General features: G+C 55.8%; 23 protein-coding genes. 8 read left to right on the top strand and 15 right to left on the bottom strand.

Annotated features, from left to right (window positions below):
* Positions 1 to 5: 5 nt before the first annotated feature.
* The 5 genes from KOSB73_RS10550 to KOSB73_RS10570 are packed head-to-tail and all read right to left on the bottom strand — an operon-like array spanning position 6 to position 5,476.
* Complete coding sequence (locus tag KOSB73_RS10550) at positions 6 to 950, bottom strand: carbohydrate kinase family protein (protein ID WP_098140500.1); 945 nt, start codon at positions 948 to 950, stop codon at positions 6 to 8.
* Between the two features lie 11 nt (positions 951 to 961).
* Positions 962 to 1,963, bottom strand: a complete 1,002-nt coding sequence (locus KOSB73_RS10555) for an ABC transporter permease (protein WP_004135403.1) — start codon at positions 1,961 to 1,963, stop codon at positions 962 to 964.
* The gene (locus KOSB73_RS10560; RefSeq protein WP_064411362.1) at positions 1,963 to 2,949 is read right to left on the bottom strand and encodes an ABC transporter permease; all 987 of its coding nucleotides are present in this window, start codon (positions 2,947 to 2,949) and stop codon (positions 1,963 to 1,965) included. Before KOSB73_RS10560 ends, KOSB73_RS10555 begins: the two co-directional genes overlap by 1 nt.
* A complete protein-coding gene (locus tag KOSB73_RS10565) occupies positions 2,946 to 4,451 on the bottom strand; it encodes a sugar ABC transporter ATP-binding protein (protein WP_165775000.1) in 1,506 nt (501 codons plus the stop codon). Before KOSB73_RS10565 ends, KOSB73_RS10560 begins: the two co-directional genes overlap by 4 nt.
* 44 nt (positions 4,452 to 4,495) lie before the next feature.
* Complete coding sequence (locus tag KOSB73_RS10570) at positions 4,496 to 5,476, bottom strand: sugar ABC transporter substrate-binding protein (protein WP_004135401.1); 981 nt, start codon at positions 5,474 to 5,476, stop codon at positions 4,496 to 4,498.
* A 412-nt stretch (positions 5,477 to 5,888) separates the two neighbouring features.
* Between KOSB73_RS10570 and KOSB73_RS10575 the strand changes: the two genes are divergently transcribed.
* The gene (locus KOSB73_RS10575) at positions 5,889 to 8,198 is read left to right on the top strand and encodes a molybdopterin-dependent oxidoreductase (protein WP_098140502.1); all 2,310 of its coding nucleotides are present in this window, start codon (positions 5,889 to 5,891) and stop codon (positions 8,196 to 8,198) included.
* 157 nt (positions 8,199 to 8,355) lie between these two features.
* Here KOSB73_RS10575 and KOSB73_RS10580 read toward each other — a convergent pair whose 3' ends face one another.
* Together KOSB73_RS10580 and mtnC are read right to left on the bottom strand one after the other, a co-directional pair.
* Positions 8,356 to 8,898 (bottom strand): 1,2-dihydroxy-3-keto-5-methylthiopentene dioxygenase, encoded by a 543-nt coding sequence (locus KOSB73_RS10580; RefSeq protein WP_004130392.1) that lies wholly within the window; start codon positions 8,896 to 8,898, stop codon positions 8,356 to 8,358.
* Complete coding sequence (gene mtnC / locus KOSB73_RS10585) at positions 8,895 to 9,584, bottom strand: acireductone synthase (protein WP_024358822.1); 690 nt, start codon at positions 9,582 to 9,584, stop codon at positions 8,895 to 8,897. The genes KOSB73_RS10580 and mtnC overlap by 4 nt, the downstream gene beginning before the upstream one ends.
* 188 nt (positions 9,585 to 9,772) lie before the next feature.
* On the opposite strand from mtnC, the gene KOSB73_RS10590 reads away from it, so the two are divergent.
* Complete coding sequence (locus tag KOSB73_RS10590) at positions 9,773 to 10,918, top strand: pyridoxal phosphate-dependent aminotransferase (protein WP_165775001.1); 1,146 nt, start codon at positions 9,773 to 9,775, stop codon at positions 10,916 to 10,918.
* Here the strand turns inward: KOSB73_RS10590 and KOSB73_RS10595 are convergent, their stop codons facing one another.
* The 3 genes from KOSB73_RS10595 to citR form a co-directional block, all read right to left on the bottom strand.
* Positions 10,919 to 11,548, bottom strand: a complete 630-nt coding sequence (locus KOSB73_RS10595) for an IbrB-like domain-containing protein (protein ID WP_049130973.1) — start codon at positions 11,546 to 11,548, stop codon at positions 10,919 to 10,921.
* Entirely contained in the window at positions 11,533 to 12,756 is a 1,224-nt protein-coding gene (locus tag KOSB73_RS10600; protein WP_024358821.1) for a phosphoadenosine phosphosulfate reductase, read from the bottom strand. Before KOSB73_RS10600 ends, KOSB73_RS10595 begins: the two co-directional genes overlap by 16 nt.
* 103 nt (positions 12,757 to 12,859) lie before the next feature.
* The gene (gene citR, locus KOSB73_RS10605; protein ID WP_049130972.1) at positions 12,860 to 13,771 is read right to left on the bottom strand and encodes a DNA-binding transcriptional repressor CitR; all 912 of its coding nucleotides are present in this window, start codon (positions 13,769 to 13,771) and stop codon (positions 12,860 to 12,862) included.
* A gap of 822 nt (positions 13,772 to 14,593) precedes the next feature.
* Between citR and ahpC the strand changes: the two genes are divergently transcribed.
* On the top strand, positions 14,594 to 15,157 hold the full coding sequence (gene ahpC / locus KOSB73_RS10610; RefSeq protein WP_004130404.1) for an alkyl hydroperoxide reductase subunit C: 564 nt from the start codon (positions 14,594 to 14,596) through the stop codon (positions 15,155 to 15,157).
* Positions 15,158 to 15,398: 241 nt separating this feature from the next.
* Complete coding sequence (gene ahpF, locus KOSB73_RS10615; RefSeq protein ID WP_004135389.1) at positions 15,399 to 16,964, top strand: alkyl hydroperoxide reductase subunit F; 1,566 nt, start codon at positions 15,399 to 15,401, stop codon at positions 16,962 to 16,964.
* Between the two features lie 77 nt (positions 16,965 to 17,041).
* Here ahpF and uspG read toward each other — a convergent pair whose 3' ends face one another.
* The 4 genes from uspG to dcuC all read right to left on the bottom strand — a co-directional run bounded on the left by uspG (position 17,042) and on the right by dcuC (position 20,496).
* Positions 17,042 to 17,470: a universal stress protein UspG gene (gene uspG / locus KOSB73_RS10620; protein ID WP_004100140.1), complete on the bottom strand. Its 429-nt coding sequence runs from the start codon at positions 17,468 to 17,470 to the stop codon at positions 17,042 to 17,044.
* A 199-nt stretch (positions 17,471 to 17,669) separates the two neighbouring features.
* Positions 17,670 to 18,080 (bottom strand): nucleoside diphosphate kinase regulator, encoded by a 411-nt coding sequence (gene rnk, locus KOSB73_RS10625; RefSeq protein WP_004111326.1) that lies wholly within the window; start codon positions 18,078 to 18,080, stop codon positions 17,670 to 17,672.
* 155 nt (positions 18,081 to 18,235) lie between these two features.
* Entirely contained in the window at positions 18,236 to 19,030 is a 795-nt protein-coding gene (rna, locus tag KOSB73_RS10630) for a ribonuclease I (protein ID WP_024358818.1), read from the bottom strand.
* 92 nt (positions 19,031 to 19,122) lie between these two features.
* The gene (gene dcuC / locus KOSB73_RS10635; protein WP_024358817.1) at positions 19,123 to 20,496 is read right to left on the bottom strand and encodes an anaerobic C4-dicarboxylate transporter DcuC; all 1,374 of its coding nucleotides are present in this window, start codon (positions 20,494 to 20,496) and stop codon (positions 19,123 to 19,125) included.
* 289 nt (positions 20,497 to 20,785) lie between these two features.
* Between dcuC and pagP the strand changes: the two genes are divergently transcribed.
* Positions 20,786 to 21,361, top strand: a complete 576-nt coding sequence (gene pagP / locus KOSB73_RS10645; RefSeq protein ID WP_162685303.1) for a lipid IV(A) palmitoyltransferase PagP — start codon at positions 20,786 to 20,788, stop codon at positions 21,359 to 21,361.
* 195 nt (positions 21,362 to 21,556) lie between these two features.
* On the top strand, positions 21,557 to 21,766 hold the full coding sequence (gene cspE / locus KOSB73_RS10650; RefSeq protein ID WP_004100146.1) for a transcription antiterminator/RNA stability regulator CspE: 210 nt from the start codon (positions 21,557 to 21,559) through the stop codon (positions 21,764 to 21,766).
* A 57-nt stretch (positions 21,767 to 21,823) separates the two neighbouring features.
* Here cspE and crcB read toward each other — a convergent pair whose 3' ends face one another.
* Positions 21,824 to 22,207, bottom strand: a complete 384-nt coding sequence (crcB, locus tag KOSB73_RS10655) for a fluoride efflux transporter CrcB (RefSeq protein ID WP_024358815.1) — start codon at positions 22,205 to 22,207, stop codon at positions 21,824 to 21,826.
* A 91-nt stretch (positions 22,208 to 22,298) separates the two neighbouring features.
* Between crcB and KOSB73_RS10660 the strand changes: the two genes are divergently transcribed.
* Together KOSB73_RS10660 and tatE are read left to right on the top strand one after the other, a co-directional pair.
* On the top strand, positions 22,299 to 23,087 hold the full coding sequence (locus KOSB73_RS10660) for a deaminated glutathione amidase (protein ID WP_098140504.1): 789 nt from the start codon (positions 22,299 to 22,301) through the stop codon (positions 23,085 to 23,087).
* Between the two features lie 127 nt (positions 23,088 to 23,214).
* A complete protein-coding gene (gene tatE / locus KOSB73_RS10665; RefSeq protein WP_004100149.1) occupies positions 23,215 to 23,418 on the top strand; it encodes a twin-arginine translocase subunit TatE in 204 nt (67 codons plus the stop codon).
* Positions 23,419 to 23,456 lie beyond the last annotated feature (38 nt).

A 23,456-nucleotide genomic window follows, 5' to 3' on the forward strand; every position in this document is an offset into this window, starting at 1 on the left:
GCTTGTTATCCGCGACGGTGGGTCGCCATAAACGCCTGCGTATGCTGCCAGTCCACCACGCCGGCATCCGATCCCATCCCGGTCGCCACCAGCGCGGCGACGGCGGAAGCCACCTCGCACGCCGCTTTGACGCTTAACCCCCGGGCCAGCGCGGCAATAAAGCCGCCGCAGTAGCTGTCGCCGCAGCCGGTGGTATCTACGGCATCGACCCGGTACGGCGCGATATGCTCGACGGCGCCGTCGCGGGTCAGCAGCCAGGAGCCGTTCTCGCCGTCCTTCAGAATGCAGGTTCCGACGCCAAGCGCAAAGAAGAAGCGGGCGATCGCTTCCGGCTGGGTCTCTCCGGAGAGATACGCCGCTTCTTCAAGGGAGGGCATAAAGTAGTCCACCGACGGCAGCAGCGGGCGCAGCAGTTCCAGGGTATGTTCATTGGGGGCAATCAAATCGAAGCTGGTGGTGACGCCGCGAGCCTTCGCCGCTTGCAGCAGAAGGGCGCTCTGCCCGCGATCCATCGCCGCCAGCAGGCCGGTGCCGCCGTGGTGCAGGAAGCGGCAGTCGAGGACGGCATCAAACTCCTCTTCGCGGATAAAAAGCGTATCGGAAGCGCCCCGGCAGTGTAGCGCCGGGCGCTCGCCGTTGGGGCGGATGGGCAGGATCGTCGCCGATGTTTCCTGCTGCGCGGTGCGCCGGATCAGCGAGCAGTCGATCCCCAGGCGCGCGTAGCTGGCGAGGATAAAATCGGCTTTTTCATCTTTGCCGAGGCAGGCCACCGCGGCGGTGCGAATGCCCAGCTTCGCGGCGTTAATATTGGCCCCGGCGGCGGTTCCTGCGGGGTTAAGGCGGATTTGTTCGATAAAGGCTACCCCGCCGCGCGGCGGGATGTCGATAACCGGACGACCGGCGATATCAAGAATAGTCAGGCCGACAAAGACGGCGTCAAAGGTTGCCATGAGAGCTCCGCTTAACGATGGGTCTGGCGCAGACGCGCCTGCCAGAAGGAGAGGGCCAGCGCCACCACCAGAATCACGCCAACCAGCGCGTCTTTCACCAGGTAGTTCAGCCCCATCAGGTTCAGGCCGTTATCGATGATCGCCAGAAATAGCACCCCGCCGAGGGTGCCGGCGATGCTGACCCGACCCAGCCGGTTGAAGGCGGTGCCGATAAAGACCGCGGCGATGGCGTCCATCAGGTAGGCCTGGCCGGCCAGCGGCGTAAACTGGCGCAAGTTGGCGGAGAGAATGACGCCGCCGACGGCGCACAGCGCGGAGGCCGCCACCAGCACCCATAGCATGGTCCGGCGATCGCGGATCCCGGCGATCCGCGCCGCTTCGCCGTTCTGGCCGATAGCGCGTACGTATTTGCCGAACAGCGTGCGTTCGGTCATCAGCCAGGCCGCCAGCCACAGCGCCAGCACAATCACCACCGGCGTTGGAATACCGGCGATATTGCCGACCGCCAGATCGTGATACTCCGGCGCCATCCGGCGGTAGGAGATAGAGCCGCCGCCGTCGGTATAGATGCGTTCGGCGCTGCTGGCGATAAACCAGGTGCCGAGGGTGGCGAGGAACGGGCGAATCTGGCAGACCAGGATCAGGAAGGCGTTCAGCAGGCCGATAATCACCCCGCCGAGCAGCGCGCAGCCCACCGCCGCCTGCCACGGCAGGTGCCAGGTTTTGAGCGCCACCAGCGCAAAGGCGGCGCCGAAATCAAGCGCGACGCCGACGGAGAGGTCAATCGCCCCGGCGCTAACGATAAGGGTCATCGCCATCGCCACGATCAGCAAAATCGCGCTGCCCTGCAGCAGATTGGCCCAGTTATCGAAGGTCAAAAATACCGGGTTCGCCCAGCCGAACAGGGCAATCGCCAGCAGGGTAATCCCGCCGAATCCCGCCCGGGAAAGCCACGCCAGCGGGCTGCTGCCGGTTTGACTCGTTGATGGGGTCTTGAGCGTCATCTGGCTCATCAGTTGCCTCCTTTATGTCTGACCGCCGACGCCGCCAGCACCACGAGGATCAGGCCGCCTTTGATCGCGCCCATCCAGAAAATATTCACCCCCAGCAGGCCGAGCCCGTTCGAGAGCGCATTGACCAGTACCGCGCCGAGCAGCGCCCCCCAGATGGTGACCACCCGACGCCGCGAAAACGCCGCGCCGATAAAAGTGGCGAGGACGGTTTCCAGCAGCAGCGGCGTCGCCGTGCCGCTGGAGCTGCCGGAGCCTTGGCTGAGCAGCGGCAAAATCGCCAGGCCGGCGGCGATGCCCGCCAGCAGCCAGACGATAATGGTCAAACGGCGAACGTTGAGCCCGCTCATCTGCGCCATATCGCGGTTACCGCCCACCGCCTGTAAATGCTGGCCGAAGCGGGAGTGGTGGAGCAAAAACTGAAACAACGCGAAGACTGCCAGCAGATAGAGCAGCGGCAAGGGAATGCCGAAAAGATCGTTATCGCGAAAGGCCACCATCAGCGGGTCGTTTACCGCGATGCGCCGCTGTCCGGTCAGCAGGTCGGTCAGTCCGGTGAAGGCCACCGAGGTTGACAGGGTCGCCAGCAGCGGCGGCAGACCCGCCGCCAGCACCAGCGTAGCGTTGACCGCGCCGCAGGCCAGGCTCACGGCAATCAGCAGTAAAAACAGCGCCAGGTACGGGGTGTTCCACTCGGCCATGCCGAGGCTGAGCAGCGCGACGCCGAGCACCGCGATGGCGGGCAGCGACAGGTCGATGCCGCCGGAGACCACATCATCGCCGCCGACGGCAATCACGCAGACCAGGCCAAAGCAGAGGATCGCCAGCGGCACGCTCTGCACCAGCATCATGCTGATATTTTGCCAGCTTAAAAAGAAAGGCGACTGCAGGCTGAGCCAGACCAGCAGCGCAAAAAAGAGAATCAGGGGAAATTTTTCGATAAGCGTCGTGATGCCCGGAAGGGGGCGGCGCTGGATACCTGCACTCATACCTGTTGTTCCTGTCCACCGTTAATCGTCACCAGCAGCGCGTCCAGCGTCAGCCCGCGGGACGGGAGGTTGGCCACCAGCTCGCCGCGCCACATCACCAGGATACGGTCGCAAAGGCCCAGCAGCTCCGGCGCGTCGCTGGATGAGACCAGCACGCCGCGACCGCGATCCGCCAGCTCGCGGGTACGCTGATAGATATCGCTGCGCGCGCCGATATCCACCCCGAGGGTGGGTTCATCGAGAATGAAAAGCCGCGCATCGGTGCCCAGCCAGCGGGCGAGAATCGCCTTTTGCTGGTTGCCGCCGCTCATAAAACGTACCGGCAGTTCCGGACGGCCGGGGCGGATGGCGAGCTGTTCGATCCAGCCGCGCGCTTTATCCAGCGCTTTGCCGCGATGCTCCCAGCCGAAAGTGGCGGTTTCCGGTAGCGAAGCCAGATTGATATTGTCGGCGGTGGAGAAGGGGAGAATCAGCCCCTGATGGCGACGGTCGCGCGGCACCAGCGCCAGTCCGGCGCGGGTCGCCTGATACGGCGTCCGCAGCCGCTTCGCCTGGCCGTCGATGCTTATCGTGCCGCTGCGGGGGCGGCGCAGCCCGTAAAGCAGATCGACCAGCACGTCACGCCCGGCGCCCAGCAGCCCGGCGACGCCGACGATCTCTCCCGGCTGAATATCAAAGCTAATATCGTGCAGCTGCTGACCGTCGCTGAGATGGCGAACCGATAGCACCGGCGCGGCGGCATCGACCTGATGCGCGCTGCTCTGGCGAGGGGTATAGAGCTGTTCAATGTCGCGACCGACCATCATTTTAATCAGCGCGTCGGTATTCTGCACGAGGTCCCGGTCGGGATAGCCGACGACCTCGCCGTTACGCAGCACCGTACCGCGATCGCAAAGGGCGGCGATTTCGTTGAGATAGTGGGAAATATAGAGGATCGCGATCCCCTGCTCGCGAAGGCGCAGAATCGCTGAGGAGACCAGGCTGGCTTCCTGCGCCTCCAGCGGCGCGGTGGGCTCATCGAAGACCACCAGCTTTGCCGCGCCGTCGATCAGCGCCCTGGCGATTTGCACCAGCTTGCGCTCGGCGAGACTGAGGTCGCGGATCAGGCGGCGGGGATTGATGTCCAACTGCCAGCTGTCGCGAAAAAACGCCTGGGTGGCGGCGTTCATTCGCCCTCGGTCCAGCACCCCCCAGCGGGTGCGATACTCCTGGCCGAGGAACACCGATTCCGCCACGGTAAAGTGCGGGATCAGGTTGAGCTCCTGGTGAATAACGCGGATGCCCAGCGCTTCAATCGCCGCGGGATTGCCGAGCGGCAGCGGCGCGCCGTCCAGCGTGGCGTTGCCGCTATCGGCCCGGTAGACGCCAGCGAGGATTTTTATCAGCGTCGATTTTCCCGCGCCGTTCTCGCCGATCAGGCCGTGAATTTCACCGGGGTTCAGAAGCAGCGTGACCGCATTTAATGCAGTCACGTTGGCAAAGCTTTTGCTGATCTGGTTCATCGCCAGGCCAGCGGCGGGGTTCGTCCCGCCGGAGGATTGAGTGATCACTGCAGTTCGCCATATCCCAGCTGTTTGTAGACCGCTTTCGCCTCCTGCGGGCCTTTCACCGGGACTACCGGAATAAAGGTTTGCAGCGGCAGCTTCTGTTTGTCGAAGTAGCGCGCGACGTTATCGGCGGAGGTCTGGCCAATCAGGTGCGGCTGCTGGGCGACGTTGGCGACGAACGGGCTGCCCGGTTCGGCCATGATCTCCAGGGTTTCCGGGCCGGCGTCGATGGCGGTGACTTTCACGTCTTTATCGCGTCCGGTCTCTTCCAGCGCCTGAACAATACCGATTGCCGGCTGATCCCAGCAGGCCACGTGAATTGCGTCGAGCTTACCTTTCGGGTACTGGCTCAGCAGTTCGAGGGTTTTCTTCCGCGCGTCTTCCGGGGAGTTGGCAAACTGTTCGGCCAGCTCCGGCTGAATAATATGAATATCCGGGTAATCTTTAAGGACATATTTCCACTGGTCGTAACGAATGCCGCAAATACGCAGGGAGCTGGAGAATGCGTTAAATACCGCGACGTTGCCTTTGCCGCCCAGTTCATCGGCCATATAACGACCAATGGTTGACCCTAAAGTGTAGTTATCTGAGGTGGTGTTATTGACCGAATATTTCGAAACGTGGTCTACGGTAAATACCGGAATGCCGGCATCGCGTAGCGCTTTGAATTTAGGCTCAACGGCGCTGTCGCCCAGAATGCTAATTACCGCATCAACCTTACGCGACAGTAAAATATCGTGGTTATTCGCATGAACCTGGTTATCGCGGCCGCCGTCGACGCCGATCGCTTTACCACCCAGTTTCTCTACCTCTTCAGTCGCACCCTTATAGGCTTCACGATCCCAGAAGTGCTGCGTGCCGACCACGGCGACGCCGATGGTTTTTCCCTGAAGCGATAACGCCTCTGCCGCCAGAGCGTTAACGGAGGCAAGCGAGAGCAGGCCCAGCGCGATGGGCAATAATTTCATTTTCTGCGACATTGTTATTATGGTCCTGTGATGGAGGTGGCTGCGGAGCAGTAGCATGACAATAACCGCCACGCAACCTCAAATACAAAATATGTCTAAGTTATATCAACAATGTTATATCGCAGATTTGCCTGAGGAAAACTTAAATTTGTCATCGGCAACCTGAAAATATTTCATGATGCGGCTTTATCCATTTTTATTTTGTGGGTTTAATTTGCTTGCCAGTATTATTTATTCAAAACACTATTGCTGCTTAATTATTATTAATGTGGCTCTTTAATATATCGCTTTATGCAATAACCTTGAGTCATTCTTAATGGATAATGCCTTTGATGCAGTGGATTGTATGGCTGCCGATGTTTTATTTTTATTGTTCCGGCGATTTATTATAGCGACCATTATCGGGTGACAAACAACAGGCACTATGAAAAAACAACATAATCTGACCGTGATGCACTGGGGGACCTGGCAGGTCCAGGCCCGTGACGGCAACATTGAGGCGGTGACGCCGGTGCCGTGGGATAAAAATCCCTCACCTATTGGGCAGTCGCTCCCGGATGCGGTCACCAGCAAGACGCGCATTCGCCGTCCGGCGGTGCGCGCCGGCTATCTGCAAAATGGCCCGGCTTCCCGCGAGGGGCGCGGTAAAGAGCCGTTTGTGGAGGTGAGCTGGGAGGTGGCGCTCGATCTGCTGGCGCGTGAACTGAATTCGGTCAAAGCGCGCTGCGGCAATGAAGCGATTTTCGGCGGTTCCTACGGCTGGGCCAGCGCCGGGCGTTTCCATCACGCGCAAAGCCAATTGCATCGCTTCCTTAAGTGCTTTGGCGGCTATACCGCCAGCACCAATACCTACAGCAGCGCGGCGGGCGAGCGCATCCTGCCGCATATTCTCGGTCCGCTGAGCCCGCTGCACCGCCAGCATACCCACTTTTCCGAGCTGGCGCGCGAGTGTCAGCTGTTCGTCGCGTTCGGCGGCCTGCCGCTGCGTAATGCGCAGGTCAACGGCGGCGGCGCCAACGATCATATGCTGAAATACTGGCTGGAAAAGATGCAGGAGCAGGGGACGCGCTTTATCAATATCAGCCCGGTGCGCAATGACCTGAGCGCCGTGGAGAGCGCAGAGTGGCTTGCGGTTCGTCCGGGGACCGACACCGCGCTGCTGCTGGCGCTCTGCTACGTGCTGATTACTGAATCCCTCTACGACAGCGCTTTTGTCGCCAGCCATACCGTGGGCTTCGCGCCTTATCGCGCCTACCTGATGGGGGAGCGCGATGGCGTCGCAAAAACGCCGGAATGGGCGGCGGCGATAACCGGTATTGAGGCGCAGCGAATTGCCGCGCTGGCGCGCGAGATGGCGAGCCTGCGCACGATGGTCAATATCTCGTGGTCGATTCAGCGGGCGCGCCAGGGCGAGCAGGCCTACTGGGCGACGGTGGCGCTCACCGCGCTGTTGGGGCAAATCGGTACGCCGGGCGGCGGGTTAGGATTTGGCTACGCCTGTACTAATCTGGCTGGGGCGGCGCGGAAGGCCTTTTCCGGGCCGCGTCTTCCGGCCGGGGATAACGCCGTGAACAGCGTGATTCCGGTGGCGCGTCTTTCCGATATGCTGCTGCATCCGGGCGAAGCGTACGAGTTTGACGGCCAGCATCTGCGCTACCCCGATATTCGTCTCGTCTACTGGGCGGGCGGCAATGCGTTTCATCATCATCAGGATCTTAACCGCCTGTGCGAAGCCTGGCGGCGGCCGGAAACGGTAGTGGTACATGAGCAGTTCTGGACCGCGCAGGCCAAATTTTCCGATATCGTTTTGCCGGCCACCACTTCGCTGGAGCGGGAAGATATCGGCAGCGGCGGTCACGATGGCTTTATGATCGCCATGAGCGCGCAGATCCCACCGGTGGGCGAAGCGCGCGATGATTACGCCATCTTCTGCGATCTCGCCGAACGGCTGGGGTTCGCTGAGCGTTTTAGCGAGGGGCGCGACGCCGGGCAGTGGCTGCGGCAAATCTACGAAGCGTCGCGGCCGCGCGCGCAGGAAGAAGGGATCGTGTTGCCGTCGTTTGAGGCGTTCTGGCAGCAGGGAGTGCTGGAGTATAGCGCGCCGGAGAAACCGCAGGTCTTTCTGGCGGATTTTCGCGCCGACCCGCAGCGCTATCCGCTCGCCACGCCGTCCGGCAAGATTGAGCTTTTTTCAGCAACCATCGCCGGATTTGGCTATCGCGAGTGCCCAGGCCACCCGTGGTGGGATGAGCAGGAGGCGCAGCGGCAGCGGCAGGAAGCGGCGCGCTGGCCGCTGCACCTGCTCTCCAGCCAGCCGCGCACCCGTCTGCATAGCCAGTACGATCACGGCAGCGTGAGCCGGGCGACGAAAATTGAGGGACGCGAACCGCTGTGGATGCACCCGCAGGATGCGCAGGCGCGGGATATCCGCGAAGGCAGCGTGGTCAAGGTTTATAACGCCCGCGGCGCGATTCTCGCCGGCGTGCACCTGAGCGAGCAGATTTTGCCGGGGGTGGTGCAGATGTCGACCGGCGCCTGGTACGATCCGTTGGATCCGAATGAAAAGGGATCGCTGGATAAGCACGGTAATCCCAACGTGCTCACCGAGGATCGCGGCAGTTCGCGCCTGGGGCAGGGCTGTAGCGCCCAGAGCTGCTGGGTGGAAATTGAGCCATGGCGCGAGGCGCTGCCGCCGGTGACCGCTTTCGATCCGCCGAGGTTTATTGGCGCTTAGGCGCAGGGAATCGCCGGGCGATAGCTGGCCGCCTTGCCCGGCCTACAGGATCATCGCCGTCTGCGGGTCGGCTAGCCCGGACAGGCGCGCCACGCGCGGCCTCCGGGAAAACGCCATGAGAGTGGTGATAAGCCTGTTCACCCGTTGAGTCGCGGCATTACGCCAGCCGCGGGTAGGCGCTGGCGATATCGTCCCCGGTAAACTGGGCAATCCAGCCTTCCGGGTTGTCGAAGATGCGGATGGCGGTGAAGTTGGGCTCAGAACCCATATCAAACCAGTGCGGCGTATGCGCGGGAACCGAAATCAGGTCGTTCTTCTCACACAGGACCTGGAACACCTCATCGCCAATATGCAGGCAAAACAGACCGGCTCCCTCGACGAAGAAGCGCACTTCGTCTTCCCCGTGGGTATGCTCGTTGAGAAACTTTTCCCGCAGCGCCTCTTTTTGCGGATTATCCGCGCGCAGGCTGATCACGTCCCAGCTCTGATAGCCTTTCTCTGCCACCAGCTTATCAATCGCATGCTGATAGGCGGCAATAACCGTTTCTGCGGTTGGCGCCGCGCCTAAATCACGGTCGGCCTGCCAGCGCTCAAAACGGACGCCTTTGGCGTTGAGCTGCTGCTGGATCTCTTCGGCGTCAGTGCTGTGCCAGAGCGAGTTTTGCGGGTCTTTCACGGAAAAAATGGTTAATGCGCTCATGCTGGGATCTGCTCCGGATGAATATCGTCAAAACGCTGAACCTGCGGATGGTGGCTGGCCGGGTCGCGGTCGCCGCGCACCAGCTGTAGGGTGCGGAAACCGGCCTCTTCCGCGGCATCCAGCTCCTGATGAATATCGGACAGGAACAGGATGGCGGCAGGAGGCTGTCCCAGCTGCTCAGCAATGTTGCGGTAGGACTGCGCTTCACGCTTGGCGCCTACCAGGGTATCGAAATAGCCGTTGAACAGATGAGTAATATCACCTTCATCGCTGTAGCCAAATAACAATTTCTGCGCAGCAACGGAGCCTGAGGAATATACATATAAATCAATACCCTGTGACTTCCATTTTTCCAGCGCCGGCAGAACATCCGGATACAGGTGGCCGGTAAAGTCGCCATGAACGTAGCCATCGCGCCAGATAATGCCCTGCAGCGCCTTGAGGGCGGTCGATTTGCGGTCTTCATCCATAAAGGCGAAGAGGGTAGCAATAAGTTCTTCGGCGCCAGCCGCCGGCTGGGCGATCTCTTCGCGCAGGTTATCGAGAATGGTCTTCACCGGCTCGACAAACTGCTGAGCGGTAACGAAACCGGCCAGGCGTTCGCGGGCGTACGGGAACAGAACGTTGTGGACGAAGCGAATGTCGCTGGTGGTGCCTTCAATATCGGTCACGATAGCGCGGATCATGAGTTCTCCAGAGTGAACGGTAGGTCGTGCTGACGGTGGCGTTGTGTTGATAGCGGTTTTTCAATCATAAGCGAAATAACGTTATCATTTAGACGTCTAAGCGTCTTGATTGCCAAATATTAACATCGTGTTATAGTGGCTTCAACAACAGCATCACAAACGGTACAAAAAGAATGAGCAATAAGCCACTGATTCCTGAGAGTAAACTCCCCTCACTGGGCACGACCATTTTTAGCCAAATGAGCGCCCTGGCCCAGCAGCATCAGGCGATTAACCTGTCGCAGGGGTTTCCGGATTTCGACGGCCCACGCTATCTGCAGGAGCGACTGGCATATCATGTGGCGCAGGGGGCCAATCAGTATGCGCCGATGACCGGCGTGGCCGCGCTGCGCGAAGCCATCGTCGATAAAACCGAAGAGCTGTACGGCTACCGTCCCGATGCCAACAGCGACGTGACCGTGACCGCCGGAGCGACGGAAGCGCTGTATGCGGCGATTACCGCCCTGGTGCGCGCCGGCGACGAGGTTATCTGCTTTGACCCAAGCTACGATAGCTATGCCCCGGCGATTGAGCTGTCGGGCGGCGTGCTGAAGCGTATTGCCCTCCAGCCGCCACATTTTCGCGTTGACTGGCAGCAGTTCGCCGCGAGCCTCAGCGACAAAACCCGACTGGTTATCCTCAATACGCCGCACAACCCGTCAGCAACGGTGTGGCTGCGTGAAGATTTTTCCGCGCTATGGCAGGCGATTGCCGATCGTGAAATCTACGTGCTTAGCGATGAAGTTTATGAACATATCTGCTTTGCCGCCGAAGGCCATTCCAGCGTGCTGGCGCATCCGCAGCTGCGCGAACGGGCGGTAGCGGTTTCTTCATTTGGCAAAACCTTTCATATGACCGGCTGGAAGGTCGGCTACTGCGTGGCGCCTGCCGCCATTAGCGCCGAGCTGCGGAAAGTGCATCAGTATCTGACTTTTGCCGTCAATACGCCCGCGCAGCTGGCGATTGCCGATATGCTGCGTCGCGAACCGGAGCATTACCGGCAGCTTCCGGCGTTTTACCGCGAGCGGCGGGATCTGTTTATTGATGCGCTGCGTTCCAGCCGCCTGGAAATTTTGCCCTGCGAAGGGACCTACTTCCTGCTGGCGGACTATAGCGCCGTCTCGGATCTGGATGATGTCAGCTTCTGCCGCTGGTTAACCACTGAAATCGGCGTCGCGGCGATCCCGCTGTCGGTGTTTTGCGCCGATCCGTTCCCGCATAAGCTGATACGCCTGTGCTTTGCCAAACAGCCAGCAACGCTGCTGGCTGCGGCGGAACGTTTGTGTCGTCTGTAGTTATTTAACGGTCCACGCCTGAGAAAATTGACGGTCGCCGAACATCTCCACCAGACCGTTGATTTGCTTCAGGCGCAATACTTCGTCTGAATCCATACCTAACTCTTTGCCGATTTTAGCGTCGGACCAGCCGAGATGCGTCAGTTCCTGGACAATTTCCGACATCGCATGAATCTGATGCCGCCCCCGCGCCCGGTTGTGGCGAATGGTCGCGGCCATCAGAGAATCACGCTTAGCGCCGTTATTGTCCAGGCAGGCGATGGGCAGATAGCCTTTCAGCCGTTTTTTCAGCGCCGCTTTGCCGCTGGCCAGCTCATGGCGATGAAAACCATCGATAATGGCGTAGCGCTCATGCTCCTGTTTCAACACCACCACGGGTTGCGTGAAGCCGTCCGTTTCCAGCGAGGTGAACAACAGGCGCTTTTCTGGCGGCGCAAGGTTATTTGGGTTGTAATCATTAGGCAAAACGTTTTCCTGTTTGACCCACAGTACGCAATCAACCGGTTGTGATTTGAAGGGGCTATATTTATGCAGAGTCTGGCGGAAGGCGTTAAGCGCAGTAATCTTTTCCTCTTCATCTTCCAGCGATTGCAGATAGCGTTCAATAGCCTGGATTAATTGTCGTTGCATAGTATTCCCCATTGCTGGCGCTTCTTATTCATACGCTCGCGATAGCGTTTATATTGATGAGATTTGGTCGGACTAAAAGAGAGCTGGCGGCACCAGTAATCATTGTTCAGGAGAACTTTGCAGATGCGCCGCCATGAGGGGATATCTTTGGAGCCAATATCCGCCGGTTGGGTATCCGGAATATCCGCCATTCCCCGCTTCTGGTACCAGTGCAGATAAACAGCGATTTTATTGCGATAGTGTTCCGCCGTTTTCTCCGGCATGCTATCGAGCAAGAACAGGGCATAGCTTTTCCACGTGTGGTGCTCCGGCTTATCCAGCTTCCGATGACCGTAGAACTGATTATCGTGACCGGCATAGACCCCGCCGCAGTGGACGCCGCTGACGCGCTGGCACATGGCAGCCCAGCGTTCAGGCTCCAGCACATGGTAGAGCCACAGCCCCTGGCGCTGTTCCGGGCCAAAGGGTTCGCAAATACGCATATAGCGCAGCGGAACGCCCGCCTGATACATCAAGTTATAGAGCGGGTTATAGGACAGGCCGCTTTTACCAAACCAGGTCCAGATATCGGCGGTTTTCCAGTCGTAGATAGGATAGATGTACCACGCGTGACCGCCCGGCGCTGAGGTGGTCCAGGGTTTATCGTCGGCAAAGCGAAGCTTACGCTGCGAGGAGATGGCGATAAACCGATTAAGCGATTCATCGGCGCGGATGCCGACCATAACCGCCGCGGGACGGTTTTGCGAAAACCAATCGGCAAATTCGCGGACGAACGTTTCAAAGCTCATACCCGATTGATAAAACGGGAAATAGCCGGGATCGGTAATCGCATCTTTCGGCGGTTGGCGCACCCAGTTCGCACCGGGTTCCCAGCACTGCCATTCGGGGTTATATTGGGTCAGCGAGTTTTGCGTGGTGAGGGGCAACGCCACCCAGAAAAATTGCTCAATAACGTCGCGATACTCTTCGCGCATCCTTTCGCAATGCGCAATGGTGCAGGAAAACTGCGCTTCCCAATCAACAAACAGGACGCAAATCTTTTTGCCTGTATGGCGGGCATGCTGCGCCGTGAGATGCAGCATGGTTGTTGAATCTTTACCGCCAGAAAAAGAGACGCAAATACGGGAGAAGTTTTCCATTACCCACTCTATTCTTTGCTGGCTAGCCTGCAGAACGGACTCTGGTAATGGAAGTTTTATAAAAGACACAGCCATTATTCCTTTAATGCGAAAGATACTTTTTACTTATATCATACTCTTTTTGTAATCAAGAGGTTGGTTATTATTCATCAATTTAATGAAATTATTTTAATTATTCGATGGCGTTATTTCTTTCGAAGTCATCGATAAATTTTGCAAACTTTGGATCGTCTATATTTACCCGGTTGTAAATCATGTAAATGTTGATGGCGGGGATCTTAAACGGCGCCTCTATAATTTTAAACTTATTTTGAAAGCTAATGTATTCTAAAATACAGGTCGGCACAAAACCGATTAAATCAGTTTGTTGAATAACATTAAGTATGGCAGTGTATGAATCGCTACTGAAAGCGATTTTTCTATCAGCAAGAATGCCGGCAGCCTGGTTCTGAAAGGATTTAGTTCCCTGATCGTTAGACAGGTAATAAGTAAATCGTTCCTGCAGTATGGCCTTCGTCGTGGTCAGTGATGCCAGCCTGGGATGGTTTTCATTACACACCAGCGAAATGTCCATTTCCTGGATGCGTTTACAGACGGTGGCTCGCGATGACAGCGGCAGAGTGCTGAATACCAGGTCGGCTTTACGGTAGGATAACAAGCTTTCTACCGACTCTCCTGATGCCAGCAGATCGTGATGCTCAACGTACAGGTTTGAATCATTTAATAACATATGAAGCAAATTGGTTGTTTTAGGGGTAATAAAAAGCTGCGGGGCATAAACCACAAGACGTTTCTTTAATTCAGAACGATTGGTCAGATAAATAGTTTGTTCTAATTGATTTAGATTTTTTTCAAGATGATGATGCAGATTAACGCCTACCGTAGTCGGCGTTATCCCTTTACCTGAACGAACGAATAGCGGGTCATTGAGCTGGTTACGTAGACGCTGGAGAGATTGACTGACGGCAGAGGGGGTAATAAATAGCGTTTCCGCCGCTTTACTGATGCTTAAGTGCTGGTAAATACATTCAAAAATAACGAGTAGGTTCAGATCGAATTTCTTGAGATCGTAAAGATTAGCCATTTTCAACGTCCTGTTAAGCTGGCGGTAAGAAAAATAGATTATTATATGGTCGCATCATATTTGCTGGGTGAATATTTGTTTCTTATTATTTATTACTCGCGTCGTCATTAAGTTTATCTAAATATATACCACCGTCGTACATTCCGCCAGATCCTTTTGTTTACCGCAACGCCTAAGGCTGAAGGGCGTTTATGAAGTCTGACTTTACCTCCTTCATAATCTGTAGTTTTTCTTTATCTGCGGCCTAATCGCGTGTTGAAGCCTATTTTCGTTATCATAGGGTCAATTACCGTTATGACGTTGACGCCGGTATCGTTTATCAACCGATGAGGGTCATTAAGGCGCTTCCTATGTGCCGGCCGGGAGGAAGCTCATCGCGGAAGCCGGGGATTCAGATCCGTATGAACAGGGGGCAATTTAGTGAAGACCTGTAAAATCAATGATAAAAGCCAGGGCTGCGGTAAAACCTATTACAGCCATAGGTAAGACCTGAAGACGCATGGATTGCCCTTTCGTTCAGCGGGTGATGTAATCGCTGAGCTGTTACATTAAGGTGTAGAGCGCAACACATTGCCAGCTACTGGCGCTGAACCTACCTGCGGGTGTTTCAGGTAACGGGGCCGCCTGCGAGGGCGGCCTTTTTACTTTTCAGCGCATATCATGCGAAACGCGGCAGAAGTTTGCCATCGCGTTGACAGGTTCACAAAGTTGTCTTGTTCCGGTTGTTAGATAACGCTTATTGATTCGATAATGCAAACGCATTGGTCGAGTCAGGAAAAATTCGTTAACTTAGACCTCAACGAAAACACGGAGGAAGTATAGATGTCCTTAATTAATACCAAAATCAAACCTTTCAAAAACCAGGCGTTCAAAAACGGTGAATTCATCGAAGTAACCGAGAAAGATACCGAAGGCCGCTGGAGCGTCTTCTTCTTCTACCCGGCTGACTTCACTTTCGTTTGCCCGACCGAACTGGGCGACGTCGCAGACCATTACGAAGAACTGCAGAAGCTGGGCGTAGACGTGTACTCCGTCTCTACCGACACCCACTTCACCCACAAAGCGTGGCACAGCAGCTCTGAAACCATCGCCAAAATCAAATACGCGATGATCGGCGACCCGACTGGCGCCCTGACCCGTAACTTCGACAACATGCGTGAAGATGAAGGTCTGGCAGATCGCGCCACCTTCGTTGTTGACCCGCAGGGTGTTATCCAGGCTATCGAAGTTACCGCTGAAGGTATCGGCCGCGACGCGTCTGACCTGCTGCGCAAAATCAAAGCAGCTCAGTACGTAGCTTCTCACCCAGGCGAAGTTTGCCCGGCTAAGTGGAAAGAAGGCGAAGCGACTCTGGCTCCATCCCTGGACCTGGTCGGCAAAATCTAAATTTCCATCGTCTTTCACGCCATAGCTGCGTTGGCGTCGCCTGCTCACCCCGGGAGCTTACTTCAGTAAGCTCCCGGGGATTCTCAGGCTCGCCGCCTTGCTCTGACGCGAAATACTTTGGAAATTATTTCAGTCATGGGCGCACCGGCGCCCGTTTTATTCCAACATCATGATGCAAGCGTATTCAGGCTGCCTGGACAAGGCCGCTTGCATGATGATGTTTTAAGCCCAGGAGATAAAAATGCTCGACACCAACATGAAAACCCAGCTCAAGGCTTATCTTGAGAAGCTGACTAAACCTGTTGAGCTGATTGCCACGCTGGATGACGGCGCTAAATCGGCAGAAATCAGGGAACTGCTGGCTGAAATTGCTGAACTCTCAGATAAAGTCACCTTCAAAGAAGATAACGGCCTGGCGGTGCGTAAGCCGTCATTCCTGATTACCAACCCCGGCTCCAGCCAGGGGCCGCGCTTTGCTGGCTCTCCGCTGGGACATGAATTCACCTCTTTGGTTCTGGCTCTGCTGTGGACCGGCGGTCATCCGTCAAAAGAAGCCCAGACCCTGCTGGAGCAGATCCGCAATATCGACGGCGATTTTGAATTCGAAACCTACTATTCGCTTTCATGCCATAACTGCCCGGATGTGGTTCAGGCGCTGAACCTGATGGCGGTACTGAACCCGCGCATCAAGCACACGGCGATTGACGGCGGAACGTATCAAAATGAAATCACCGAACGCAACGTGATGGGCGTACCGGCGGTATTTATGAACGGTAAGGAATTTGGTCAGGGCCGCATGACGCTGACTGAAATCGTGGCTAAAGTGGATACCGGTGCGGAAAAACGTGCGGCGGAAGAGCTGAATAAACGTGAAGCCTACGATGTCTTAATCGTCGGTTCCGGCCCGTCCGGCGCAGCTGCAGCCGTTTACTCCGCGCGCAAAGGCATTCGTACCGGCCTGATGGGCGAGCGTTTTGGCGGCCAGGTGCTGGATACCGTGGATATCGAAAACTATATCTCAGTACCTAAAACGGAAGGCCAGAAACTGGCTGGCGCATTAAAAGCGCACGTTAGCGAATACGATGTTGATGTTATCGATTCCCAGAGCGCTTCAAAACTGATCCCTGCGGCGGTTGAAGGCGGTCTGCATCAGATTGAAACCGCCTCCGGCGCGGTGCTGAAAGCGCGCAGCGTGATCATTGCCACCGGCGCGAAATGGCGTAACATGAACGTGCCGGGTGAGGATCAGTATCGTACCAAGGGCGTAACCTACTGCCCGCACTGCGACGGCCCGTTGTTTAAAGGCAAGCGCGTGGCGGTGATCGGCGGCGGTAACTCCGGTGTGGAAGCGGCAATCGATCTGGCAGGCGTTGTTGAGCATGTTACTCTGCTGGAGTTCGCGCCGGAAATGAAGGCCGACCAGGTTCTGCAGGATAAAGTGCGTAGCCTGAAAAACGTCGATATCATCCTTAACGCGCAGACCACAGAAGTGGTGGGCGACGGCAGCAAAGTCACCGGCCTGCAGTACCGCGACCGGGTGAGCGGCGATGAACACCACGTGGCGCTGGCGGGGATCTTCGTTCAGATAGGTCTGCTGCCGAATACCACCTGGCTGGAAGGTGCGATTGAGCGCAACCGCATGGGTGAAATCATCATTGATGCGAAATGTGAAACCAACGTGAAGGGCGTTTTCGCCGCCGGCGACTGCACGACCGTTCCGTATAAACAGATCATTATCGCCACCGGCGAAGGTGCGAAGGCGTCGCTGAGCTCGTTCGATTACCTGATTCGCACTAAAACTGCATAATTCATAATAAAGTAAGACTCAACCTGCACAGTAAAGAGGCTACCCTTGGGTAGCCTCTTTTTTTTAGCTCGCTGGAGTTATCTGACCACCATCACCGGAATATGGGCATGACGAATCACGCTTGAGGCGTTGGAGCCCAGCAGGTGCGTGCTGATGGAAGGATTGCGGGAGCCAATCACGACCACATCGGCTTTTATTTCATTGGCCAGTTCATTGACCATATCGCGCACGTTGCCAAAGCGGACGTGCATTTTGATTCGCGACGGGTCAATGCTGAAATGTCCGGCCATCGTTTTCAGGCGCGTTTCTGCTTCGTGCTGCAAGTGCTCTTCAAAGCGGCGCAGGTCGGCGGTAAAACGACTCATCGTGAAGCTTGATGAGCCGGGTAGTACGTGGAGAAGATGGATAACCCCGTCCTGCTGGGCTAAAAACTCGGCATGGCGAACGGCTTTATCGCTTAACTCCATTTCAAAGACATCAACGGGCATAATGATTGTTTTATACATATGCATTCCTCCTTGTTCGTCTGCTTTTATATCAACACATTATAGGAAAGTATTGTGCCATTCAGGTCGCAAAATTGTCAGATCGGCTGGAGTGCGGCGTAAAAGTTTGTCAAATGAGAAGTGAAGAGTGAAAAGCTCAGAAAGAGGATGTAGATACATCCTCTGGATAAAGCGTGAAACGCCTCAGGCAGGAAGGGGGTTAACGGTGGAAATCGCCAGCGGCTTCCGGCTGATAGAGCAGTTCCAGCACTTCAAGGTGCGTTGAGGTGCCGCCCGGTAATTCCCAGTGGATCGCGCTGCCGACTTTTAATCCCAGCAGGGCGGCGCCAACCGGGGCCATAACCGATAGCTGAGTGGCGCTATCCGTTACCTGGGCCGGGAAAACCAGGGTGCGGATGCGCTCTTCGCCGGTTGTTAAATCGCGAAACCTGACCTGGCTATTCATGCTGACAACATCATGCGGCATGGCTTCAGGGGCCAGCATTTGCGCGCGGTCAAGCTCGTCATTTAGCGCGTCCGCGACCGGCGAGTTGGCGAAAGCCGGCTGTTCCAGCAGCCTGTCAATGCGCTCTGCGTCAAGTTCATTAATGATGATTGCGGGTCTGGTCATCTCATACTCCATGTTATCCAGGAACCTGTCCGTAAAAGAAAACCCTCACCGAAAATGGCAAGGGTTAATGTCCTCTCATCATACTGAGACTTGCTGGTGGTTTGAAGTGATTAAACGCACATTCATTAACGAACGATAGCTAAGTCGTATAAAACCTAGCCGGCTTTATCCAGCAGAAATTGCTTACCGCAGTTTCCCGGATGGGGCTGGGGTAAGAGTGAGTTAGCGGATAACGGGGCATTGATGGCCGCGGCTTTGATGGAGATTTGCATCTCTGTCAGATAGGCGGGGTTGCCGTTGCAGGTCAACTTGAACGCCTTAACGTTCTGTTTTCCATAGGCCTGAGCGACCGCGGCGTTGAAGTCATCCCGGCTAACGGTTTGCCCGTAATGTTTGGCCAGGAAAGCGCCAAGAGGCCCTTGCTTAATTTCGCCGTTCAGGCGCACCATGGCGCCGAAATAGTTGTCAGGATCAAACCCAAAGCAAACGCCATGCTTGGCGTATTCATAACGTTCAAGGCATGAGTTGCCGCCCGAACCCGGCATGACGCCGTTAAGTTTATTTGCCATTTCCAGCGATAGACCGGTTTCCGCCGCCCGACATTTTTGCCCGGCTTTCGCTTCAGGCATGTTGGGAACAGGGCGGGTCGCGCAGCCAAAACGCATCCAGCGGCGCTCGTCCACTCCGCGCGCGGCAATGGATTTTGGCAGGCTCGGCCACAGGCCGTGAACGGTGAGGAAATCGGCTTTATTGCTGAGTTCCTGCTGCAGGCGACACTCTTCCGGCTCGCCGCGGTTTCGGTCTTGCATACTTTGGCAGAACCCCGTTTGCCAGGAGAGAGCCAGCACGTAGCGGTCAAAATCACCGTATTGCGTGGCGATCAGCGGATCCGCGCTGACCTGGGCGGCGCTAAGCAAAAGGGCAATGGCGACGAAATCCTTCCTGAACATTTTTATTCCTGATGACGAATGGTCATTGATAACATTGCGTTATTAAAGCATAAAAAAGGCGCCAACAGGCGCCTTTTCACAGGGTTTCACCGTTAGCGGATTGCGCTGCCGGGAACCAGCACTTCGGTGGCGATAATCACCACTAACAAACCCACCAGAACAGGGACAGAGGTCCGTTTTACCACCTCAAACGGCGAAATTTTTGCCATCCCGGCGACGGCGACCACCACGCCGGATACCGGCGAAATGGTTCGGCCAAGGTTAGACGCCTGCAGCATCGGAATCGAAAGATAAGCCGGATTGATACCGGAAGAGTGCGCCAGCTTCGGGATCATCTCAACGAAAGCATAGAAGGGGGCATTACCAGAGCCTGTGGTCATCGCCGCCAGCATGGTCAGAATGACCAGTACCAGCATCAGAATAATACTGGCGGAGCCGAAAGAAGTCGCAATGGAGATCAGGCCGTTAATAAAGCCAATGGTACTCAGCCCCTGAGCAAAGACGCCGGCGGCAACCAGCAGCATCACCACTCCGGCAAACGCGTCAGCCATGCCGCGATACGCCGCCTCCAGGCCGTTAAACACATTTTTGGTGTTAAAGCCGCGGCAGAATTCCAGAACCGCCGCCAGCAGCATGCAGAGAACAAGGATAGTGATGATATGCAGCTCTGGGCCCCATTTGCCGTCGAAAATCAGTACTCCGATTATCGGGGTAAACGGCAAAATGGCGTAGAAGGCGGGAGCGGTGGTGGTTATCTCGTTTACATCGAGCATTTCATGGGCGACGTTTTCTTTTTTATCCAGGTAGCGCTGCCAGAAAAAGTGAGCGATCGCCATGCAGATAATGGCGACAATCGAGATAGGCAGCGTGGTTTTAAAGGCAAAGTCAATCAGCGGCATTTCGGCGGCCTTAGCGGCCAGCACGACATCGCCGGAGGTCGGGGACAGAATAATCGCCGCCGGAGAGGCGCAAATAGCGGCGGCGGCACCGCGGCTGATGCCAACGTTGACCATGACCGGGAACAGCGTCGCCATCAGCAGCACCCCCAGACCGGTTGCCGAGGAGACGGCCAGCGACATCAGGCAGGCAACGAAATAGGCGGCGATCATCAGTAGATAGGGTGAGTTAATGAAGCGCAGCGGTTTCGACGCCAGCTTCACCACCATGTCATTGGCGCCGATGTGCGTCATATAGGTCGCGAACCCGCAGAGCATCATGATCATCATGCCGAGGTCGCCGCCGCGGCTCATAAGCAGTATCTTGATATATTCAACAATATCGGTGGCGGAGTAACCGGTGCTCTTTGCGTCGCCAGGTAAAATCTTATGCCCCATTAGCGCACTGGCGATGAGTAATACTAAGCCACCGACGAACAGCACGCCGGTGGCGGAATAGCCTTTAATGATGTAGCGGGCGACGCCCACAATGACCACAATCCCAATCAGGATCTCTACTAGCGTAAGCATTCTTTTACCCCTAAACCATTAACCCAAAGAATCTGCTGATAAATAAAGCGAAGGAAAAATTAAGTGAGCGAATGTGCCTAAAAAACGGGCGAAACTCGCTGATGCAAATCAATAAATCGATGAGAATCTCTCTCTGACGGTACAAGGCCCGCATAGTTAAACGTCAGGCGAGGGGGATTTCAGATTTTTTGTACCGGGCAAATCAAGAGTTTGCCTAATTCCGTTAAGGTAGTATTAAGTTTATCTTTGCTATCTTACTCCGCTTTAAAAATGATACTGGTAAGAGAACGTGTTAATGCGACGTCGATTTATAGGATTTTTTCTTGGATGCCTGGGCCTGCTGCTATCATCCACCTCCGCTAACGCATCGTTTAGCTCGACGCTTCGCGACGGCTACAATACGCTAAGCGATAACGTCTCGCAGACGTGGAATGAGCCTGAGCACTACGATCTTTATATCCCCGCGGTGACCTGGCATGCCCGTTTCGCCTACGATAAAGAGAAAACGGACCGCTATAACGAACGCCCGTGGGGCGCCGGCTTCGGGGTTTCGCGCTGGGACGATAAAGGGAACTGGCATGGCATCTATCTGATGGCGTTTAAAGACTCTTATAACAAATGGGAGCCTATCGGCGGCTATGGCTGGGAGAAGACCTGGCGTCCGCTGGCGGACGATAATTTCCACCTTGGTCTGGGCTACACGCTTGGCGTGACGGCGCGTGATAACTGGAAATATATCCCGATTCCGGTCGTGCTGCCCCTGGCTTCCATCGGTTACGGCCCGGCAACGTTCCAGATGACCTATATACCCGGTACCTACAACAACGGTAACGTTTACTTTGCCTGGGCGCGCATTCAGTTTTGATGCGAATTTTGATAGCCATAAAAGAGATAAGCGGACTGTCTTGTGGAAAAACAAAGACTAAAGGGAACGAGGTACAAAAAGATAGAGACTTTTATCACTTTTTAGCAAAGTTGCGCTGGACAAAAGGTACCACAATTGGTGTACTGATACCCGACACAGTATTAGTGTCGATTTTTTCATATAAAGGTAATTTTGATGTCTAAGATTAAAGGTAACGTTAAGTGGTTTAATGAGTCCAAAGGATTCGGTTTCATTACTCCGGAAGATGGCAGCAAAGATGTATTCGTACATTTCTCTGCAATCCAGTCCAACGGTTTCAAAACTCTGGCTGAAGGTCAGCGCGTAGAGTTCGAAATCACTAACGGTGCCAAAGGCCCTTCTGCTGCAAACGTAATGCCTATCTAAGCAACGCGTCAGTAGAATATAAAAACCCGCTCATGGCGGGTTTTTTTTTGCCTGCGGTTAGCGGCTGGCGGCATGAGAGAATAGCCAGAACGCAGCGGCGGTCATGGCAAATGAGCCTAATAAGTTGACGAGTACGTTGAGTAACGCCCAGCTAAAGCGCCCCTGCTGCAGGAGAAACACCACCTCGGCGGAGAAAGTGGAGAAGGTGGTCAGCCCGCCGCAAAAGCCAGTGGTGATAAGCAGCTTCCACATCGGATCGATATCCGTCAGGCGATTAAACCATGCCAGCCCTGCGCCGATAATAAAAGCGCCCAGCAGGTTAGCGGTGAGCGTACCAATGGGGATAGCATGATGCATGGGGTTAAACTTCATACCCAGCCACCAGCGCAAAACGCTGCCGGTGCCGCCGCCAAGAAACACAGCCAAAAGGAGTTGCAACACGGTCATTCCCTGTTTATTGATCGAGACTAAACTTCGAGTGTAGCGCGCGAAAGACCTCACTGGCTACGACTAACCTGATGGAAGAGAAAAGATGTTTGTTGCTGCCGGACAATTTGCCGTAACGCCGGACTGGACGGGAAACGCGCAGACCTGCGTCAGCATGATGCGCCAGGCCGCGGAGCGGGGGGCGTCGCTTCTGGTTCTGCCTGAGGCGTTGCTGGCGCGAGACGATAACGATGCGGATTTATCGGTTAAATCCGCCCAGCAGCTGGATGGCGGCTTCTTACAGCTCTTGCTGGCGGAGAGCGAAAACAGCGCGTTAACGACGGTGCTGACCCTGCATATCCCTTCCGGCGAAGGTCGAGCGACGAATACGCTGGTGGCCCTGCGTCAGGGGAAGATTGTGGCGCAATACCAGAAACTGCATCTCTATGATGCGTTCAATATCCAGGAATCCAGGCTGGTCGATGCCGGGCGGCAAATTCCGCCGCTGATCGAAGTCGATGGGATGCGCGTCGGGCTGATGACCTGCTACGATATACGTTTCCCTGAGCTGGCCCTGTCGTTAGCGCTCAGCGGCGCGCAGCTCATAGTGTTGCCTGCCGCGTGGGTAAAAGGGCCGCTGAAGGAACATCACTGGGCGACGCTGCTGGCGGCGCGGGCGCTGGATACAACCTGCTATATTGTCGCCGCAGGAGAGTGCGGGACGCGTAATATCGGTCAAAGCCGTATTATCGACCCCTTAGGGACAACGCTTGCCGGGGCGGGAGAGCGGCCGCAGTTGATTTTTGCCGAACTTTCAGCTGATTATATTCAGCAGGTACGCGAGCGCCTGCCGGTGTTGCGCAATCGCCGCTTTGCGCCACCGCAATTATTATGACGTTTTTTTAAACAAGGCTTGATTCACCTTGTTACAGATTGCTATTGTGTCCGCGCGTCAAATAGCCGTTAATTGTATGCGTGTATGATGGCGTATTCGCAGCTTGTATTAGAGAAGAAGGTTAGCTATGGGTGAGATTAGTATTACCAAACTGCTGGTAGTCGCAGCGCTGATTATCCTGGTGTTTGGTACCAAAAAGTTACGCACGCTGGGTGGAGACCTGGGCTCGGCTATCAAAGGCTTTAAAAAAGCCATGAGCGATGACGATGACAGTGCGAAGAAGACCAGTGCTGAAGAAGCGCCGGCACAGAAGCTCTCTCATAAAGAGTAATTCGCGACGAGTTTCCTGATGAAGGAGGCTCGCTTCCG

It is taken from the genome of Klebsiella grimontii, from assembly GCF_900200035.1.
Lineage (GTDB): Bacteria > Pseudomonadota > Gammaproteobacteria > Enterobacterales > Enterobacteriaceae > Klebsiella > Klebsiella grimontii.